Below are 19487 nucleotides of genomic sequence, written 5' to 3'. Positions count from 1 at the left end.
CGCGGCACGCACCCGGTGAGTACAACGCATGAGCTTCATTTTATGGGTGGCGGTGCTGGGTGCCGTGCTGCTGACGCTGGCGCTGACATCCTCGTACCTGCGCTGGATGCCAGTGACCACATCAGCGGTTTGCCTGGTGCTGGGCGTCACCATCGGGCCTGCGGGGCTCGGGTTATTGAAGCTGGACACCGACGACGCCTCGACCTGGATGGAGCACCTGACGGAAGTCGCGGTGCTCTTTTCGTTGTTCGTCTGCGGTTTGAAACTGCGCTTGCCGCTCAAGGATAAAACCTGGCGGGTTGCATTCGGCCTGGCCGGTCCGGTGATGGTGTTGACCATTGCCGGCGTCTGCCTGCTGTTGCACTACGTCTTCGAGTTTTCCTGGGGCCTCTCGGTGCTGGTCGGGTCGATTCTGGCGCCCACCGACCCGGTCCTCGCGGCCCTTGTACAAGTCAACGACGCCCGGGATGACGACAGCGTGCGCTTCGGATTGTCCGGTGAGGCCGGGCTCAATGACGGAATCGCCTTTCCGTTCGTGATCCTTGGACTGCTCCTGCTGCAGCACGACGGCAATCCCGGCTGGGTCAGTGACTGGGTGTTGCGCAGCTTGCTGTGGGCGGTCCCGGCCGGTTTGCTGATGGGCTACTGGATGGGACGCGGCATTGGCCGTTTGACGTTGTCACTGCGGATCAAGAATGACGACAGCACCGTGTCTCCCAACGATTACCTCGCGCTGGCGCTGATCGCACTGGCCTATGTCGGCGCAGAATCGATTCACGCCTACGGCTTTCTCTCGGTATTCGCCGCCGGCCTCGGTTTGCGTCAGGTAGAGGCCAAATCCAGTGGCCACACGCAGCCGCCCGCCGAACACCTGGTGCAGCCGGTGGTCGGTCATCAGAACGTCGAACCGCAGCACGCCGTGCATGGCGATACCGAACACCTGGAAGACACCCAGGTCGCGGCGGGCATCATGATGGGCGACATGCTCGCCTTCGGCGGTTTGGTGGAACGGGCCATGGAAGTGTTTCTGGTGACGCTGCTCGGCGTGGTGCTGATGGCGCACTGGGACTGGCGAGCGCTGGTGATTGCGGGGGTGTTGTTTTTCCTGATACGGCCGCTGTGCGTGATCGCCATGCCGTGGGGGCGTTTGCTCGACGGTCGGCAGCGTGTGTTGATTGGCTGGTTCGGCATACGCGGGATCGGCAGCCTGTTCTATCTGTTTTACGCGTTGAATCACGGGCTGGTGCAGTCGGTGGCAACCCTGTGCACTGACCTGACACTGTCGGTGGTCGCCTTGAGCATCCTGCTCCACGGCATCAGCACTCAACCTGTGCTTGCCCGGTATGAGGCGCGGAAGAAACCAAATAGTTGATTTTACGCCTGCGCTTTTACAGGCGATTTATCGATTTTTTGCCCTCATAAATTTGAAATTCTTTTGTAATCCGGCCGGTCACACGCTTAATCCCGCCTCCTATTTGCACGGCGGGACTCGGCGGCTTCGGCACCTCTGTGGCGTCGAAGCCAGTTAAACGGGACCTCGAACACTAAGGTGCTGGTCATGATTCAGTATTCAACCTGCGAACAAATCAAAGCCTGCCGGGCATTCGCGCTGGAACGTAATCGTCAGATGTTCGAAGAAGCCCAGGCGCTCAGCCGCAGCGCTTTTGAACTTCTGGAGAGCGGCGAGATGGACGGGGAATTGTTTGATAACTATCAGGCGATGCGCAGGAAGGCTGACTTGAAGTTCGGGGAAGCGATTGAGCATTTGCGGGTGCTCAACGAAGATTTTCCACCTATTCCGATGTCCACCCAGCGCTCGGACGAAGTGCGTCCGCACGAAGCCAGAGTTTAGATCGCTTTTCGTAGGAGCCAGGCTTGCCGGCGAAGGCGCTCTTGATGACGCCTCCGCCGGCAAGCCTGGCTGGGTATTTACAACGCCGGTATCGGGGTGACTTCGAGGTTCTCGGTCAGGGGAACATCGCTGGAACCGGGCGTGAGGATGACTTTGCGGCACTGCTCCTCTTTCTTGTCGAAAATCCTGTAGCCCTCCGCCACCTGCTCCAGAGACATTCGGTGAGTGATGATCGCCTCCGGTTGCAGACGCCCGGTTTCAATATGCCCGAGCAGTTCCGGCAGATAGCGCTGCACATGGGTCTGGCCCATTTTGAAGGTCAGGCCCTTGTCGAACGCATCACCGAACAGGAAGCCGTGAATAAACCCGGAATAAACCCCCGGCACACTCACCACGCCGCCACGGCGCACCGCAGCAATACACTGGCGTAACGCTTTGCCACTGCTGCCTTCGAGTTTCAGGGTGGCGAGCAGCGTTTCCGTGGTGCTGCCCTTGGCCTCGAATCCCACGGCATCGATCACTGCGTCCACGCCGCGACTGCCGGCGGTCTGGCGAATGATGGTGTCGGCCGGGTCATCATCGTCATCAAAATTGATCGGGATCACGCCATAGGTGCGTTGGGCATACGCCAGCCGATAGTCGTGATGGTCAACCATGAAGATTTGCTCGGCGCCCTGCATCTTTGCGCAGGCCGCACTCAACAATCCCACTGGCCCGGCACCGTAGATCGCAATGCTCGAGCCCGGCCCGATCCCGGTGTTCAGTACGGCCTGCCACGCCGTCGGCAGGATGTCCGACAGGAACAGCACCTTCTCGTCCGCCAGCAGCCCTGGAACCTTGAATGGCCCGGTGTTGGCCTTGGGCACCCTGACGAGCTCTGCCTGCCCGCCCGGAATGCCGCCATACAAACGGCTGAAACCGAACAATGCAGCGGGCGGTGGAATGGCCTTTTTATTGACGATCGCGCCACGACCGGTGTTGGTGGTTTCACAGCTGGCATACAGCTCATTCTGGCAAAAGAAGCAGTCGCCACAGGCAATCACGAACGGGATGACGACCCGATCACCGCGTTGTACGGCGGTGACGGCCGAGCCGGTCTCTTCGACGATGCCCATGAACTCATGGCCAAAGATGTCGCCGTGCTCCACGGTCGGAATCTTGCCTCGGTACAGGTGCAAATCCGATCCGCAGATGGCGGTGGCCGTCACGCGCAAAATGATGTCGTCAGGCGCTTCGATAGTGGGATCGGGTACGGTTTCGATTTTTACGTCATGGGCTCCGTGGTAGGTCATCGCGCGCATGGCTGCATCCTCGAGGGTCAATAAAGACAGCGGTTGTCTGTATTAAGGGAGCGAGGCATAACCGCGAGTTCAGTTGCATGAGTGGCGAATCTGATCAGTGGTCGAGCTTGCCCCTCAGCACTGCCGAAGGGGTAAAACGCGATGCCGCGAACTGCATGAGTCAAATTCCAGACTCATGCACCCTGCACGACCGCAGTTCGCCATCAGCGAATTTAACGTATTGATATTTAATGGTTTTATCGGACGAATAAACTCGGCACGACAAATGCTCGAGGACTATGAGCGACCTGCGGCCTTGAGACCGTTCGCGCTCAACCCCCGTGACTATTTGAGAGATCCGACCATGAACGCCATAGACCTGTTGAAAGCCGATCATGAACGCGTAAAAGGCATCCTGGCTCAGTTGAGTGAAACCACCGAGCGTGGTGTGAAGAAACGCACCGAGCTGCTGGCCAAGCTGGAAATGGAGATTGCGATCCATACCCGTCTTGAAGAAGAAGTGCTGTATCCGGCGTATAAAAAGGCGGGCGGCAAGGAGCAGGACGTCATGTATTACGAGGCCAAGGAAGAGCACCGCACGGTTGATTCGCTGGTATTGCCGGATCTGAAGGTGACTGATCCGTCCACGCCGGAGTTTGCAGGTCGGGTGAAAGTGGTCAAGGAGTTGCTGGAACACCACATTGAAGAGGAGGAGACGGAGATGTTTCCTCAGGCTAAAAAGCTGCTGGGCAAAGCGACGCTGGAAGAGTTGGGCGCGCAGATGGAGAGTTTGAAAGTGCAGTACAAAAAAGAAATGAGTACGCCTAATTTGGCGGCTTGATGCTTTTGGGCCTGGATCGGATTGGGTGTATATCCGTTTCTTCGGTGACGTCCTGCTCCGTGGCCCCCCGCCCCCGGCCATCCATGGCCGGAGGCGGTGCATCAACACCTGTAGGAGCTGGCTTGCCAGCGAAGGTCGTTAACGATGACGCGTTTTTAACAGGATAAACGTGGTGCATTGGAGGCCTTCGCTGGCAAGCCAGCTCCTACAAGGCGTGGTGGTGAACCCTTTCACCCACCAGGATTCGTCACCTGGATAAAAATCGCATACCCCCCCAGCAACACCCAAAACGTCGCAAAAATCCACGGCGTACGCACCGAAAACAACAGCGATTTTCGATACCCCTTGTGTGAAGACTCCATCTCGCTGAAAAGCGGTGACTCATCATAGGCAAGCCCCATCAGCGGCTCGCTACGCAACAACTCACTCTGCTTGAAATGCCAATGATCAATGATGTCATACGCCGCACGAATCCCCGGCCAGGCATTCAGCGAACTGAGCAGACCCAACAGCGCCAGGAATGGCGGCACGACCAGCGTGAAAAGTTTCCCCCACTCAGGATTGAGGTTCGCCATGCAGGACGCGAAAGCAATCACCAGAAACGATTGCGCCGCCAGATAGGCGTCAGTGCGATTGGCCAGGATACTGGTTTCGTACTGGATTTCCCGGCGGTAGAAGTCCAGGCGTTCCTTGGGCGATCCGAACATCTTGGCGTTGTGTTCGGTCAGGGCTTCTTCCGCCGGGGTTTCGGTGAGTATTCTTGGCACAGGCGTCACACACAGGATGGAAAGCGTTTAGAAGAAGCGGCCACCGACAAGTTCAGCTGAATTTCAACGCGCCCATGCCATCCCTGTAGGAGCGAGCTTGCTCGCGAAGGACGTCAACGATGACGCGTTTAAACAGGGTAAACGCGGTGCCTGTGGGTTCATCGCGACCAAGCTCGCTCCTACAGGGTGCGGTTGTTTGAATCAGGGATTGCCGAAGGCGAACAGACCCGCGCCACCGTGGTCCCTCAGATAACAGCCTGATGTTAAAGGAACGTCGATGGACTATCTCGATTGGGTGCAATGGCCAGCGATGCTGGTCACGGTGATGGCGGCGTGGTTGATCGGTTCGCAACAACCTTCACGCCGGGTGGCGGGTTTCATCGGCTTTATTGTCAGCAATATCTTGTGGGTGATCTGGGGTTACCACACCCATGCCTACGCCCTGATCGTGTTGCAGTTTTGCCTGTGTGCCATGAATTTGCGCGGCTTCAAGAAGAACGCAGGAGCCGCCACTGAACAATGAACACGTCAGTCATTTCATGGCAGAGGCGATAATCTCCACCAGGTGGAGTTGGTTATAGGGCTTGGACAAGCGCGGAAGCCTGGTCGCGAAGCCTTCCAGCCGCTCGGCGTAACCGGTGGCGAGAATGATCGGCAGGTCCGGCTTTATGATCCGGATGGCCTGTGCCAATTGCGCACCACTCATCTGCGGCATGGCCATGTCCGTAATAACCAGGTCAATGTCGTGCTCGTTCTTGAACAGTTCCAGCGCCTGTGCACCAGATGCCGCACTGATCACCCGATGCCCCAGGTCTTCAAGCAACAGGCTGGTACTGGTCAACACCAGACTGTCGTCGTCCACCACCAACACGCACAGGCGAGGCACCGTCACGGCGGGGTTCTCTGGTTTCACCATTTTGGTGCGCGGGCCGATAGTCGCGGCAGGCAACCAAAGCTCGGCGGTAGTACCTTTGTCCTTCTGGCTCTTGAGAATGAATCGCCCACCCAGCTGTTCGACAAAACCGTGAACCATCGACAGCCCCAGGCCCGTACCTTTGCCAACCCCTTTGGTGGTGAAGAACGGGTCCATCGCCGAAGCCAGCGTGGTGGCATCCATGCCCTCCCCTGTATCGGTAACACTCAGGCAGACATAACGACCGGCAACCAGGGACCACCGGGTCGGGTCGTCGACCTCCTCAGTCTTGGTACTGATGACGATTTCCCCGCCGTGGGGCATGGCGTCACGGGCGTTGGTGGCCAGATTCAGTACCGCCAGTTCGAGCTGATTGAGGTCGGCCAGGACGGGTTCGAGCTCAGGCGAAAAATCAGTCTCGAGTGTCACTGAAGGCCCAAGGGAGCTGCGCAACAGTCCGCTGATCCCTTGCACAAGTTCTGGTATATCGACCGATTCGGCCTTGAGCTCCTGCCGCCGGGCAAAAGCCAACATACGTTGGGTCAGGGATACACCACGCAAGGCACCCTGAGTCGCGTTGTCGAGCAGTCGGGTGATTTTTGGATCTTCGCCCACGCGTTTGCGGACGATTTCCAGATTACCCAAAATGACCGTCAGCAAATTATTGAAGTCGTGGGCAATCCCGCCGCTGAGTTGACCGATGGCCTGCATCTTCTGCGCCTGGAACAGCGCTTCACGGGTTTGCTCAAGTGTCTGCTGTGCCAATGTCGCTTTGGTGATATCACGGGTGATCTTGGCGAAACCGAGCAGCGTGCCGGTATCGCCCCAGATCGGGTCGACCACGACATGCGCCATGAATCGTGTGCCGTCCTTGCGCACCCGCCAGCCTTTGTTTTCGAAGCGCCCTTCACGCACCGCAATGTCCAACGTCCGATTTGGCTCGCCAGCCTCGCGGTCTTCCGGCGTATAGAACATCGAAAAGTGCTTACCGATGACCTCTTCGGGCAGGTAGCCCTTGATGCGTTGCGCTCCCGGGTTCCAGTTAGTCAGGCGTCCATCCGGGGCAAGCATGTAGATGGCGTAGTCAGTGACGCTCTGCACCAGCAGGCGAAACTGCTGTTCGCTTTGCTTGAGGATTTCTTCGGCCATTTTGCGGTCGGTCAAGTCACGGGTGATCTTGGCAAACCCCAGCAACTTGCCCGACGGGTCGATAATCGGATCGATCACCACGTGGGACCAGAAATGCGTGCCGTCCTTGCGAACGCGCCAGCCTTCGCCTTCGAAACGCCCCTCCCGAATGGCCGTATCCAGCGCACGCTGGGGCAAACCGGCCAAGCGATCCTCTTTGGTATAGAACTGCGAGAAGTGCTGGCCGAGAATTTCCGCCTCCTCATACCCCTTGAAACGCCGCGCACCCGCGTTCCAGCTGGTAATGATGCCATCGGGATCAATCATGTAGATCGCGTAGTCAATCACAGCATCGATCAACAGGCGAAACCGACTGTCATCGATGGCTGTGGTTTTGGTCCGATCTTCGATCATTGATTTCTCACGTCAGCATTGTTTTTCTGGAGTATGCGACAAACCGCCAATTTGAAAAGCCGAATCATCAGCGGTTTGTCTTACGGAATATCTAATCTTGACGCTGGGCGTTAGCGGTACACGTATTTAACGATATAGGCGTACAGGTCGTTGTAGACAAAGTCAGGCACCTGGTTGACAAATGTCCCGGTTTTAAGCAACGCCAGGTGGCAGTCTTTGACCATCTCGTCACGCGCCTGCATGGAGTAGACGTGATTATTGATGATGGTGTTATAGGCACTGTAATTATAGGGCGCGGTGGTAGAGCTGATGGTCAACTCCCCGTCAACGTCTTTGGAGTATGAGCTATGTGCTCGCAATACCCGTTCGTTCAATGCGCCCAAACCGCGTTCGTACAAAAAGATCTGTGAGCCGCTCACCGCTTTTGCGACGGTCTCGAACGCCAGGAGGATCGCCTGCGCGTTGCTCATGCTCGATTCCAGCGCCGAATAACTGACGAATCGCTCCAGCTCCTGTTTTTCCAGACTCCTCAGGGCCCTCTTGATGCTCGACAGGTGCGCAAACGCCTGGTTACAACCGACGATGTGAGCTTCGAGCTGGTAGCCGGCAGGTATTGCGTACGACGCAAGCCCGGCAAAGTCGATGCTGTCGAACGCGCACTCCATGATGATGTTGTATTTGCGCGTGAACGCCGCCTCAAACACCTTTGCGCCGATCTCACGGACAAACGCTTCCGTATGCTCATAGGCGTGCAGAACACCGTGTTTGATCATCTCGACGTACTGAGGGTGTTTTTCCCGATACTCGGGCAGGTACAGACGCACATAATTGTTGTAGTAACCGGACGGCAACAGGCTCTTTTCCAGCAGATAGGTTTTACCTGAGCCCTGCAGCCCGGCAGGGACCAGCAGCTTTGGCGGGGTCTCGGCTGTTTTGCCGCTGAACAGCGTGGCGCTGATTTCATTGAATGCCTTGGTGACGTCTTCCGGGGTGTAAGCGTAAAGCGGTGCTGGTGACATACCTTGATTTCCTTATCAAAGACGCGGGTGAAAGTGATGCCCCGCCCTTTGAATAAAGCCCGCTCATGCGGTTTATTCAAATGAGTGTGTCTTTCAAGATATGTCGCTGTTTTTTAAGTAAAAGATCCTACTCGATAGTAGGAAAAAAGCCACCGTTAAACCGCCCACCAAGCCGGCAGCAACTGCTTGACCTTGCTCTCGCCAAACCGGTCATCGATCAGCATCACCACCCCTTGATCCTGCTGGGTGCGGATCACTCGTCCGGCGGCCTGCACCACTTTTTGCACCCCGGGAAACAGGTAGGTGTAGTCGTAGCCAGCGCCGAAAATCGCCGCCATGCGATGTTTCAGCTGTTCATTGACCGGGTTGAGTTGCGCCAGCCCCAGGGTGGCGATGAATGCTCCGATCAGCCGAGCACCGGGCAAGTCGATGCCTTCGCCAAAAGCCCCGCCCAGCACCGCAAACCCGACACCCTGACTGTCGGCGGTGAATTGATCGAGAAACTCCTGGCGCTGCCCCTCCGCCATGCCTCTGGACTGTGCCCACAGATTGATGTGCGGATATTTCTCGGCCAGCAACTGCGCCACTGGCTGCAAGTAATCGAAGCTGCTGAAAAACGCCAGGTAGTTGCCGGGGCGTTGGCTGAATTGTCGGGCAATCAGTTCGACAATCGGCGCCAGGGACGACTGGCGATGGACGAACCGCGTGGAGATCTGGCTGACGATATGCACTTGCAGCTGATCGGCATGAAACGGTGATTCCACGTCAATCCACACCGTGTTCGCCGGTGTCCCCAGCAGATCGGCATAGTAGTGGCGAGGGCTCAGGGTGGCGGAAAACAGCACGGTGCTGCGCGCAGCCGTCAGCCGCGGGCGGATGAAACCGGCAGGCACCACGTTGCGCAGGCACAGTTGCGACAGATTGCGCTTGCGGTCGAGGTCGCGCTTGCTGATGTCGAACAGGAACTGCTCATCGAAGAGTTCAGCCACCCGGCAGAATTGCAGCATGTCGAAGTAGAAGGTCTGCAAGGCGCTGTCCAGGCCCTGCGGGTGATCATTCAGATAATCGCCGATGCTCGCGCTGCACGAAGACAGCGCCTGAAGCAGTTTCTCCGGGGCCTTGTCGTACGCCTGATAGGCGCCGAGCTGCAGGTTATGCAGGGCGTTCCACTCACGGTTGACCCGTTGCAGGGATTTTTTCAATGGCTCGGGCGCTGTTTTACGCACCGCGTTGAGCGTCGACTGGTCGAGGCTGGCGCTGTACATCTGCCGGCCGCGTTCCACCAGATTGTGCGCCTCGTCCACCAGCACCGCGACTGTCCAGTTGTTGGCCTGGGCCAGCCCGAACAACAGGGCACTGAAGTCGAAGTAGTAGTTGTAATCAGCGACCACCACGTCCGCCCAACGGGCCATTTCCTGGCTCAGGTAATAGGGGCAGACGTCGTGTTTCAGGGCAACCTCGCGCAACGCGCTCTGGTTCAACAGGCTCAGTTCGCTGGCCGCCTGGCGAGCGGCCGGCAAGCGATCGTAAAAGCCTTGAGCCAACGGGCAGGATTCGCCGTGGCAGGCCTTGTCCGGATGTTCGCAGGCCTTGTCCCGGGCAATCATTTCCAGAACGCGCAATGGCGGCGCCCCGGCGCTGTCGAGGATCACTTGTGCGGCGTCCAGCGCCAATTTGCGCCCCGGGGTTTTCGCCGTGAGGAAGAACACCTTGTCCAGCCGCTGCGGCGCCAGGGCCTTGAGCATCGGAAACAGCGTCCCCACGGTTTTACCGATCCCCGTGGGCGCCTGAGCCATCAGGCAACGACCGGTGCTGACCGCCTTGAACACCGACTCCGCCAGATGACGCTGCCCCGGCCGAAAATCGGCATGGGGAAACGCCAACTGTTGGGCCGCATTGTTGCGTGCATCGCGATGGGCCATTTCCTGCTCGGCCCAGTGCAGGAACAGCGCGCAATGGTGCTCGAAGAACTGCCCCAGTTCCTTGGCGCTGAAGGCCTCGACCAGGCAGGTTTCCTTTTCGCTGACGATGTCGAAGTACACCAGGGCCAGATTGATCTGCGCCAGATCGAGTTTCTGACACATCAACCAACCGTAGATCTTCGCCTGAGCCCAGTGCAATTGGCGGTGATTGGCCGGTTGCTTGCTCAAGTCGCCGCGGTAGGTTTTGACTTCTTCCAGGCAGTTTTGTGCGGGATCGTAGCCGTCCGCCCTGCCCTTGACCTGCAACGACTGATACCGCCCCTCAAGCGCGACTTCACTCTGATAGCCGTCACTGCGTCGGGACGCCACTGTACGGTGCCCGACGATGCCTTCCAGCGCGGTCGGTGACGGGGTAAAACGCAGGTCGAGATCGCCGACCTTGGCCGTGAACTCACACAGCGCACGCACCGCGATGCTGTAGCTCAAGCGCTCTGCTCCGCCCATTGCACGTAGCAAACGGCAATCGGCATGTGGTGTTCATGGCAGAACTCCAGCCAGCGCAACTGGTTGTCCTGCAAGCGATCACCGGGGCCTTTGACTTCGATCATGCGGTAGGTCTTTTGCTGCGGCCAGAACTGGATCAAGTCCGGCATGCCGGCCCGATTGGCCTTTATGTCCAGCAGCAGACGATTGAACCAGTGCCTGAGGTGTTCGGCCGGCAGGCAGTCGAGCGCCTGATCCAGCAATTCTTCGCTCAGCGCCCCCCAGAACACAAACGGCGACTGCACGCCCCACTTGTTCGTATAACGTTCACGGATCGTCTGGAGGTAACGCCCGTCATTGAGCTCATCCAGGCAACGCTCGAACAACTCCGAACGGCGAGCATGAAAGTCTTCGTTGAGCAGGTCCACCGGCCCGCGCTGGAACGGGTGAAAAAACGCGCCCGGCAGCGGCGCGAAGATTGCCGGCCAGCACAGCAGTCCGAACAACGAGTTGACGAGGCTGTTTTCGACGTAATGCACCGGCGCTGAATCTTCCGCCAGGTGCGCCTGAACGTAAGACTCCACCGACAGCGCCGGGTCGTTCCGCGGCAGTTGCAGGTCCAGGCGCAGCATTTCCCGTGGCGACGCGCGTTTCATCGCCGGACCGCCAAGCTTGCGCCGCAACCTGGGCAGCACGCGCAGCAATTGCTGCTGTTCAGCGGCGCTTTCCGGCGTTTGCTCGGCATGTGTGGCCAGGTCCATGGCCAGTGAATACTCACCGCAACGCTCCAGCACGCGAATCAGCCGCAAGCGCGCGCCGGGATAGGCGCACTCACGGTAGATGGTCAGGGCATTAGCGAAATCCGCCATGCGCTCGCAATATTGCCCGATCTGGAACAGCAACTTGCCGCGACGCCTTTGCAGCCAGGGATTACTCAGCGCCAGCCCGTTGATCTGCTCGACAATACCGGCCACTGCTTCGCCGCCTTCGAAACGCTGCTGGCATTCATGAAGAAAGACGCAGGCATCGACATCGTCGCGACTGCGCAAACCCCGGGATTCAGCGCAGAACTCGACTTTTTCGTAGGTGAAGATGCCTAGGTCGGCCAGCACAAACTCCGACCAGTCCTGGTAAAGGTTGCCGAAAAACATCAAGCGCAGCCGGTCACACAGGCCCATGATGGTCAGGCTGAACAATCGGTCATCCAGTATCGGGCACCAGAGGGTGAAGCCCTGAGCCTCGGGAAACCGTTCGCTCAGTGCCGGCAGCCAATCGGCCTTTTTACCTTTGGGCTGATCGATGGCGGCACCGAAGCACTGGAGAATTTCTGCCTTGAGCAGCACTTCGAACAGCGTCTCGATCGGCAACGGTGACTGCTCGTCAATCCACCCCAGCGCCAGCAATGGACCGGCGGCCATGGCGATGTTGCCAATCTCGGTGTAATGCAGTTTGCCCGCCCTGAAGTGAATGCCCTTGCGCATCACCATTCTGACCAGCAGTGCTCGGGACTCGCGAGGCAACTGATTGAAGTCACCGATGAAGCGTTGCTCTTCTATACTCAATACATCGGCGTAGCGATGCTCAAGCCAATCAAGCACTTGCATGAAGTTGTTCAAGTAATAGAACGGATCGTCGAGAGGATTTGCAGTCACAGGGAAGATGGGCCATGGCGAGCGAATACTGGTTATGCGTACAGATACCAGCTAGACCCCACCCGGTGCAAATGGAAAAGGATAAGCGGCGGCGCAATCAGGTAATGCCATAACGCAACCTGTAGGAGCTGGCTTGCCAGCGAAAGCGGCCTCAAGCCTCACACTGCACATGACAACGCCTTCGCCAGCAAGCCGGCTCCTACGCAGTTGTATTCGGTTTCGCCAGCGGCTACAAAAGTGTGTGTCGGGTTATTTTTCCGCTGCCTGTCGAACTTTCTGGTGTTCCATGGCACCAACCGCCTTAGAGATACGGTAATCGCGCTGTTTTTTATTTGAAGTTTAAGAGGTGAGTATGAATATCAAGACTCTGGGCTTGCCCCTGGCGGTAGCAGCCTTTCTGGCCCTGGCCGGTTGCTCGACGCCAACGGTTGTGACACTGCAGAACGGCACCCAGTATTTGACCAAGGACATGCCGAAGACCAAAACCAAGGATGGCTTCTTTGAGTTTGAAGATATTTCCGGGGCGAAAGTGAAGGTCAAGGCTGATGAGGTGAGTACGATTCGTCAGGAAGACTAAGACCGCGTTATCGTTCTTCGCGGGCAAGCCCGCTCCCACATTTGATCTCCAGTGGACACAAGATGTGTGTACACCCAATCCAATGTGGGAGCGGGCTTGCCCGCGAAGAGGCCATCAAAGACAGCCCATCACCCTCAGGCCATAACAATCCCCGCACCCGACAAACTGTCCAGCCCAACCCCGACCAGCGTCACCGAATCCCCACCAAACGTCAGCACCGTATCCTGCCCCACCGCCGTGGCATGCGCCCGATAATCATCGCTCGGCGCCACACCCTGCACCCCGAGAAACACCAGCTTATCGTTCGCCTGATAGCCGATCACCCGGTCCTGGCCAAAGGCGCCGCTGAACAGGAACGTATCGATCCCGCCCCCCGACTCCATCAGGTCATTACCCGCGCCGCCGACCAACACGTCGTTGCCCTTGCCGCCGATCAAGTGATCGTTGCCGTCCAGGCCAAACAGCCAGTCGCCCCCCGCGTGAGCCTTGAGCGTATCGGCAGCCGCGCCGCCCTTCACCGTTGACGCGTACTGGGTCAAATTGTTGCCGACCGCCAGTCCATTGGCAGTGACGCTATGGGTCACGTCATCCTTGAACAGCCCCCATAAAAACCCCGGCTCCTTGCTGACGATGCTGCCGATGTCACGGGTGATGCTGATGCCGCCGCTGGCGTCGCGAATGTACAGGTTGCCAGCGCCGTCATTGGCGAAGTCAAAGCTCTTCACCGACTGCTGCACATCGAGCACGTTGCTGCCCTTGCCGCCCAACAGGATGTTGTAGCCGCCACCGTCGCGAAAGGTGTCGTTGCCATCGCGGCCTTCCAGGTAGTCGTTGCCCTTGCCACCCTGGATCAGGTCATTGCCGTCGCTGCCGATGATGAAGGTACTGCCCTTGTGGGGGTCGGCGTTGCGATTGAGGTCCTGGACCCAGGTGTTGCTGCGTGCCGGGTCCGACAGGTTGGCAACGATAATCGTCGAGTCTTTGCTGGTGAGGTCGTAGAACTTCGATTCCAGCACTCGCGTCATGCCGTCGCCGTACCCGGTGGGCATGTGCGAGATCCAGGTCGGGATGTTGAGGATGGAGAACGGCAGCAGGTTCCAGGCCGTCGACGCATAGTGGTCGTTGAAGCTGACGATGTTGTTGGTCGCCGAATCCTGATGGGCATCGTGCACGCCTACCGACGACAGATTGAACGAGGAACCGTCGAGCGCTCGGAACACCGGATCGTTTTCGTAACCGACGTTCAGCACTTTGTCGGTGCTGCTTTGGGTCGGTGACGCGTAGGCAATGTAGTTGGAATCCTGATAGAAACCGGCCCACTTGTCGGTGCTCAAATCCGCCAGGCTGTTGACCGCCAAACCGCCGAGGCTGTGGCCGCTGACCAGCACATCCTTGCCCGACAGGCCATTGGCCTGGGCAAACGCGGCGACGTCGCCAAGCAAGTTGCCGAACGCTTCACCGACGTAGTTCTTCGCATAATCCTTGGGGCCCAGCGCCGCCAGCAGATCGTTGATCACGTCGGCGATTGAATCGCTGACCAGGGTTTCCCGTGGGCCGCTGGTGCCGCGAAAGGCGATGCCGATTTCAGTGAGATGGCCTTGAGCGTCGTACTTGCCGAGGATTTCCACCTGAGCGCTGGTGTAACCGTCCTTCTCGCCGAAGAACGTCCCGCGCCCGTCGACCTTGCCGTCGTAGCCCAATTGCGAGGCGGTGATCGGTGTCCAGCCAGCTTTGTGCACCGCATCCAGCGCGGCTTTTTCTGAATCCGGATTCCACGGAATACCGGGGATGACGCCCTGGGAGTCAGCGCCACCGATCAGCGCCGTCACCAGCGTCGCCGGCAAGCCCAGGCCGAAACCGTTGTGCTGGTAACCGGTGGCGAAACCGTTGTCGAGGTTGTGATAGGAATACAGCGTGATCGCCATCGCATCGGTAAACAACGCTTTGGAGTCTGCTGTGCCGAGGTTTTTGTAGTCGTACACACCCATGGGTATTGCCTCTCTCTTTGTTGGAATTGTCAGAGATATCCGCGCTACAGGGCTGCAATGTCCGGGCGTTACCGAGTCCTCGGTCCTTGTCCGAACGCCTCGTCAACCTTGGCCAGGTCCTGCTCGCTCAACGTCCCGGCGTAGTAATGCAACTTGGTCCACGCCATCAAATAGTCGTACCGGCTCTGGGCCAGATCCCGACGTGTCGTAAAGAGTTGTTGTTCGGCATTCAGCGCATCGAGGTTGACCCGTTCGCCACCCAGGATGCTTTGCCGGGTCGACACCACCAGGGCTTCGGCCGAGCTCAGGGCTTTCTGATAGGCGCGCAGTTTGCTCACGCCCGACAGGCAGGCGCTGAACTGCCGACGCAGTTCGATCAGGGTTTCCCGAGTCTTGCCGTCCAGTTCGTACTCGGCCTGTTCCATGGCGCGGCTGGCCTGACGAGTCGAGGCCGAGACTCCGCCGCCGGCATACAGCGGCACGTTGATTTCGATGCCGATGGTGTTGGTGTCGTAGCGCTGGTTATAGGTGTTGCCACTCTCCGACTCGTTCTGGCGCACCGAGGCGTAGGCGCTGACTTTGGGCAGGTGCCCGGCACGGTTGCGTTCAACCTCGTAGCGCGCCACTTCCAGGGCCTGGCGCTGGGAAGCCAGGTTCGGGTTGTTGGCCACCGCGATCTCATGCCAGGTGTCGTAACTGGCCGGTTGCAAGGTGAAGGTCTGGAAGTTCTGGTCCAGTGGCGCCAGGTCGACGATGTCGATGGCCGGCACACCGATCAGAGCCCCCAGTTCGCGCAGGGAGGCATCTTGTTCGTTGCGCGCCTCGATTTCTTCGGCGGTCGCCAGTTCGTAGCGCGACTCGGCTTCAAGAATATCGGTGCGCGTGCCCTCGCCCTGGCGGAACATCTGTTCGTTCTGCTGGAACTGTTGCTCGTAGGCTTTTTTCTTGGCGAGGGCAATGTCGATCTGGTCCTGGGCGAACAACGCCTTGGTGTAGTTCTCCAGCACCCGCACCAGCAATTCCTGACTCTTGCCGCGAAAGTTTTCATCGGCAAACAGCGCCTGCGCCACGCCTTTACGCCAGGCCGCATACGCCTCGTAGTCGAGCAACGGCTGTTGCAGGGTCAGCGTCGAGCCATAACTGCTGTAGTTACGGTCATCCGACTGGTTTTGCCCGCGCTCGTTGAGGTAGGTGACCTTGGAGGTGTTGCGGCCCTTGTTGTAGTTGTAACCCAGTTTCGGCAACAGCCCGGCGCGGCCAATGGCACGGTTCTCAAGGCCGGCGTCGCGCTCCTTGATCGCGCCGAGGAACACAGGATCATTGCGCAACGCTTGTTCGTAGACCTCGAACGGCCCCATCCCCAGCGCACTGTTGCAGGTCAGCAACGCCAGGGTCGCTGCGAGCATGGAAAGCTTATTCATACAACGGAACATCCTTATTCCTCAGTCAACGCGGAGCCTGCCCGGTCGAGCAGCGGTTTGAACAGGTAGTTGAGGAGTGAACGTTCACCGGTGCGCACGAACATTTCCGCCGGCATGCCGGGCTTGATCACCAGGCCGTTGAGTTTTTCCATGGCCTGCTCGCTGACGCTGCTGCGCAGCACGTAATACGGCGCCCCGGTTTTTTCGTCGACCATCTGGTCGGCGGAGATCAGGCTGACTTCGCCCGGCACTCGCGGGGTGCGGCTCTGGTTGAATGCGGTAAACAGAATGTCCACCGGCAAGTGCGTGCCGACCTTGTCGACCAGGTTGATCGGCAGGTGCCCTTCCACTTCCAGGCGTGTGCCCTGGGGCACGATCTCCAACAGCGTTTCGCCCTGACGCACCACCGCGCCTTCGGTGTGAACCCCGAGGTTGACCGCGATGCCGTCGGCCGTGGCGATGATCTCGCTGTGTTGCAGGTCGAACCCGGCGGAGGTCAGTTGCTCTTCCAGGGTCACGCTTTTGAGCTGCGCATCGGCCAGTTGCGTGCGGACTTCTTTCTGGTATTCCTCGATGTGTTGTTGCAGCTTGAGATGCGATTCGAGGATGCCCTGCTCCACCCGCCCACTTTCGCCAGTGTTTTCTGCCAATTGTTGCTGCACTTGCGACAGCTGACGCTGGTACTCCATCAGCCGGTTGCGCGGGATGTAGCCGTTGTCCGCCAAGGGTTGCAAATTGCTCAATTGCTGTTGCAGCGAGCTGGCCTGGGCGGTCAAGTCGGTACGGGCGCGGCGCATGCCGGCCAGTTGCGCACCGGCACCTTCAATGCTGGCGCGCAATGCGCCCTGCTCGCGAGAAAAGGCTTCGCGACGGCTGCTGAACAACTGTCGCTGGCCTTCCAGCACCAATTTCAAGCGCGGGTCGGGATCGTTGCTCAATTCGGCGGGGAAACTGACCTGCTTGAGATTGTCACGCTCGCTCTGCCACCGCGCCAGGCTGGCCCAGGCCATGCGGTATTGCGCTTGCAGGGATTGCACATCGGCGGCGACCTGGGTCTGGTCGAGCTGAAACAGTGGCTGACCCTGCTTCACCACCTGACCTTCGCGCACCAGAATCCGGCTGACCACGCCGCTGCTCATCGACTGCACGGCTTTGCGCTTGCCCGACACCACCACGGTGCCTTGCACCGGAATGCCCTGATCGAGCGGCGCCAGACTGGCCCAGGTGAAGAAACTGCCAGCGCCGACGATCGCCAGAATCCAGCCCAGGCGGGCGAAATAACGCGCGTCGCGCTCAGGGCGCTCGGCGATGTAATCGTGTTCCATCGCGGCTTCATTTTGACTGTTGATCTGTGCACTAGTCATACACCCGAACTCCTTGTCGACGGCTGAGACTGCCGGCTCATGCTGAGGCCAGTCGGTGCTTGCGCCGCAGCACCGGACAGCGCCTTGAGCACCTCCTGACTTGGACCGAAGGCCTGCAAACGTCCCTCATTGAGCACCAGCAATTTGTCAGCCTGAGCCAGCGCTGAAGAACGATGCGTGACCAAAATCACACTGGTGCCCAGGGCCTTCATGTGCGCAATAGCGCTGGCCAGCGCCGCTTCGCCCACGGTGTCGAGGTTAGAGTTCGGTTCATCCAGCACCACCAGGCTCGGCTTGCCATACAGGGCACGGGCCAGGGCCACACGCTGTTTTTGCCCGCCGGACAAACCGCTGCCGTCTTCACCGAGCACGGTGTCGTAGCCCTGAGGCATGCGCAGGATCAATTCATGCACGCCAGCCTGTTGCGCGGCCATCACCACGTGTTGCGGATCGGCCTCACGGAATCGGGCGATGTTTTGCGCGATGCTGCCGCTGAACAATTCGATGTCCTGAGGCAGATAACCGATGTAGGGGCCGAGGTCATCGCGATTCCAGCGATGGATGTCCGCGCCGTCGAGCCGCACGGTGCCACCGAGGGTCGGCCAGACGCCGACCAGCACGCGGGCCAGTGTCGACTTGCCGGAGCCCGACGCACCGAGCACCCCCAACACCTCCCCCGCACCAAGGTTGAAGTTGACCATGTGCAGGGTCGCGGTACGTTGCCCCGGAGGACCGGCGCTGACCTGTTCGAAGGTGATCTGCCCCTTCGGCGCCGGCAATGCCATGGCCTCGTCGCTCGGTGGATAGGCTTGCAGCAACGCATCGAGACGCCGGTAGGCGAGTTTGGCGCCGCTCCATTGTTTCCACACGGCAATCAGCTGATCGATGGGGCTCAGGACGCGGCCCATCAGGATCGAACCGGCGATCATCATCCCGGCGGTCATGTCGCCCTTGATTACCAGCAGAGCGCCCAGGCCCAACACCAGGGATTGCAGGCACAGCCGCAGGGTTTTGCTCAGGGAACTGATGACGGCGCCGGTGTCGCTGGCCTGGTTCTGCAAGCCGAGAAAACGCGAATGAACCTGAAACCAGCGATTGCGCAAGGCTCCGAGCATGCCCATGGCCTGGATGGTTTCGGCGTTATGCAGGTGACTGGTGGCGAGCTGGCTGGACTTCTGGGAAAACGCGGCAGCTTCGCCCAGAGGCTTTTTGGTCATCGCCTCATTAAGGCAGGCCAGCGCGATCAGTAGCACCGCGCCTGCCGTGGCAAACACTCCGAGCCAGACGTTGAACAGATAAATCACCAACAGATAGACCGGAAACCACGGCGCATCGAAGAAGGCGAACAACGCAGGGCCGGTGACGAATTGGCGAATATGGGTCAGGTCGCCGAGGGACTGGCCGGCATTGCCCTCACCCTTGAACAGGTTGCGTTCGAACGCCGCTTGGTAGACCCGCAGGTTGAAGCGTCGCTCCAGTTGGCTGCCGACGCGGATGACGATAAAGCTGCGAACAATCTCCAGCACACCGATAAAGACAAAGAACCCGACCACCATCAACGACAACATGGCCAACGTGGTTTCGTTTTGCGAGGACAATACCCGGTCATAGACCTGGAGCATATAAATTGACGGGACCAGCATCAGTACATTAATCAGTGCGGTAAAACACCCGACACTTATCAGGATGCTCTTATAGTCGCCCAGCGCCTTAATTAACGGTGCGGTGGCCGGGCTCTTTGCCATCTTCATGGGTTCTTCCTGAACGGTTATCCCTTGCCATACCTGGCCAGGGTTATCGAATCACTTTTGCGGTTTGCGCTTACACATCAATAACAAATCGTCGTTATCGCCAACGTGCTTCGAT

General features: G+C 58.8%; 15 protein-coding genes. 5 read left to right on the top strand and 10 right to left on the bottom strand.

Translation table 11 applies throughout. From position 1 onward, the window contains the following. The first annotated feature begins 28 nt into the window (after positions 1-28). On the top strand, positions 29-1372 hold the full coding sequence (locus AEQ67_RS28620; protein WP_059407121.1) for a cation:proton antiporter: 1344 nt from the start codon (positions 29-31) through the stop codon (positions 1370-1372). 186 nt (positions 1373-1558) lie between these two features. Continuing rightward, positions 1559-1852 (top strand): hypothetical protein, encoded by a 294-nt coding sequence (locus tag AEQ67_RS28615; protein WP_059407120.1) that lies wholly within the window; start codon positions 1559-1561, stop codon positions 1850-1852. Positions 1853-1929: 77 nt separating this feature from the next. Here the strand turns inward: AEQ67_RS28615 and AEQ67_RS28610 are convergent, their stop codons facing one another. Then, positions 1930-3153 carry a zinc-dependent alcohol dehydrogenase gene (locus AEQ67_RS28610; RefSeq protein ID WP_059407119.1) on the bottom strand — a complete coding sequence of 408 codons (1224 nt, stop codon included), beginning with the start codon at positions 3151-3153 and terminating at the stop codon, positions 1930-1932. Between the two features lie 343 nt (positions 3154-3496). On the opposite strand from AEQ67_RS28610, the gene AEQ67_RS28605 reads away from it, so the two are divergent. Further along, positions 3497-3973: a hemerythrin domain-containing protein gene (locus tag AEQ67_RS28605; protein WP_059407118.1), complete on the top strand. Its 477-nt coding sequence runs from the start codon at positions 3497-3499 to the stop codon at positions 3971-3973. A 230-nt stretch (positions 3974-4203) separates the two neighbouring features. Here AEQ67_RS28605 and AEQ67_RS28600 read toward each other — a convergent pair whose 3' ends face one another. Further along, positions 4204-4740: a hypothetical protein gene (locus tag AEQ67_RS28600; RefSeq protein WP_059407117.1), complete on the bottom strand. Its 537-nt coding sequence runs from the start codon at positions 4738-4740 to the stop codon at positions 4204-4206. Positions 4741-5017: 277 nt separating this feature from the next. Between AEQ67_RS28600 and AEQ67_RS28595 the strand changes: the two genes are divergently transcribed. Beyond that, on the top strand, positions 5018-5263 hold the full coding sequence (locus AEQ67_RS28595) for a hypothetical protein (RefSeq protein WP_059407116.1): 246 nt from the start codon (positions 5018-5020) through the stop codon (positions 5261-5263). 9 nt (positions 5264-5272) lie between these two features. Here the strand turns inward: AEQ67_RS28595 and AEQ67_RS28590 are convergent, their stop codons facing one another. The 4 genes from AEQ67_RS28590 to AEQ67_RS28575 form a co-directional block, all read right to left on the bottom strand. After that, positions 5273-7195, bottom strand: coding sequence for a hybrid sensor histidine kinase/response regulator (locus tag AEQ67_RS28590; protein ID WP_059407115.1), 1923 nt, complete (start codon positions 7193-7195; stop codon positions 5273-5275). Between the two features lie 110 nt (positions 7196-7305). Further along, entirely contained in the window at positions 7306-8214 is a 909-nt protein-coding gene (locus AEQ67_RS28585) for a zeta toxin family protein (RefSeq protein ID WP_059407114.1), read from the bottom strand. A 155-nt stretch (positions 8215-8369) separates the two neighbouring features. After that, positions 8370-10622: an ATP-dependent DNA helicase gene (locus tag AEQ67_RS28580; protein WP_059407220.1), complete on the bottom strand. Its 2253-nt coding sequence runs from the start codon at positions 10620-10622 to the stop codon at positions 8370-8372. Further along, positions 10619-12271, bottom strand: coding sequence for a VRR-NUC domain-containing protein (locus tag AEQ67_RS28575; RefSeq protein ID WP_059407113.1), 1653 nt, complete (start codon positions 12269-12271; stop codon positions 10619-10621). The genes AEQ67_RS28580 and AEQ67_RS28575 overlap by 4 nt, the downstream gene beginning before the upstream one ends. A gap of 352 nt (positions 12272-12623) precedes the next feature. Here AEQ67_RS28575 and AEQ67_RS28570 point away from each other — a divergent pair, with 352 nt between their 5' ends. Beyond that, positions 12624-12848 carry a YgdI/YgdR family lipoprotein gene (locus AEQ67_RS28570; RefSeq protein WP_059407112.1) on the top strand — a complete coding sequence of 75 codons (225 nt, stop codon included), beginning with the start codon at positions 12624-12626 and terminating at the stop codon, positions 12846-12848. A 134-nt stretch (positions 12849-12982) separates the two neighbouring features. Here AEQ67_RS28570 and AEQ67_RS28565 read toward each other — a convergent pair whose 3' ends face one another. The 4 genes from AEQ67_RS28565 to AEQ67_RS28550 all read right to left on the bottom strand — a co-directional run bounded on the left by AEQ67_RS28565 (position 12983) and on the right by AEQ67_RS28550 (position 19372). Beyond that, on the bottom strand, positions 12983-14836 hold the full coding sequence (locus AEQ67_RS28565; RefSeq protein ID WP_059407111.1) for a polyurethane esterase: 1854 nt from the start codon (positions 14834-14836) through the stop codon (positions 12983-12985). 68 nt (positions 14837-14904) lie between these two features. After that, a complete protein-coding gene (locus AEQ67_RS28560; RefSeq protein WP_059407110.1) occupies positions 14905-16269 on the bottom strand; it encodes a TolC family outer membrane protein in 1365 nt (454 codons plus the stop codon). A 2-nt stretch (positions 16270-16271) separates the two neighbouring features. Then, positions 16272-17621, bottom strand: coding sequence for an HlyD family type I secretion periplasmic adaptor subunit (locus AEQ67_RS28555; protein ID WP_059407109.1), 1350 nt, complete (start codon positions 17619-17621; stop codon positions 16272-16274). Continuing rightward, positions 17618-19372, bottom strand: coding sequence for a type I secretion system permease/ATPase (locus AEQ67_RS28550; protein WP_059407108.1), 1755 nt, complete (start codon positions 19370-19372; stop codon positions 17618-17620). The genes AEQ67_RS28555 and AEQ67_RS28550 overlap by 4 nt, the downstream gene beginning before the upstream one ends. Positions 19373-19487: the final 115 nt, after the last annotated feature.

The organism is Pseudomonas sp. RIT-PI-q (genome assembly GCF_001297125.1).
Lineage (GTDB): Bacteria > Pseudomonadota > Gammaproteobacteria > Pseudomonadales > Pseudomonadaceae > Aquipseudomonas.
Note: the sequence above shows the minus strand (reverse complement) of the source record. Positions and strands in the feature narration are given on the sequence as shown.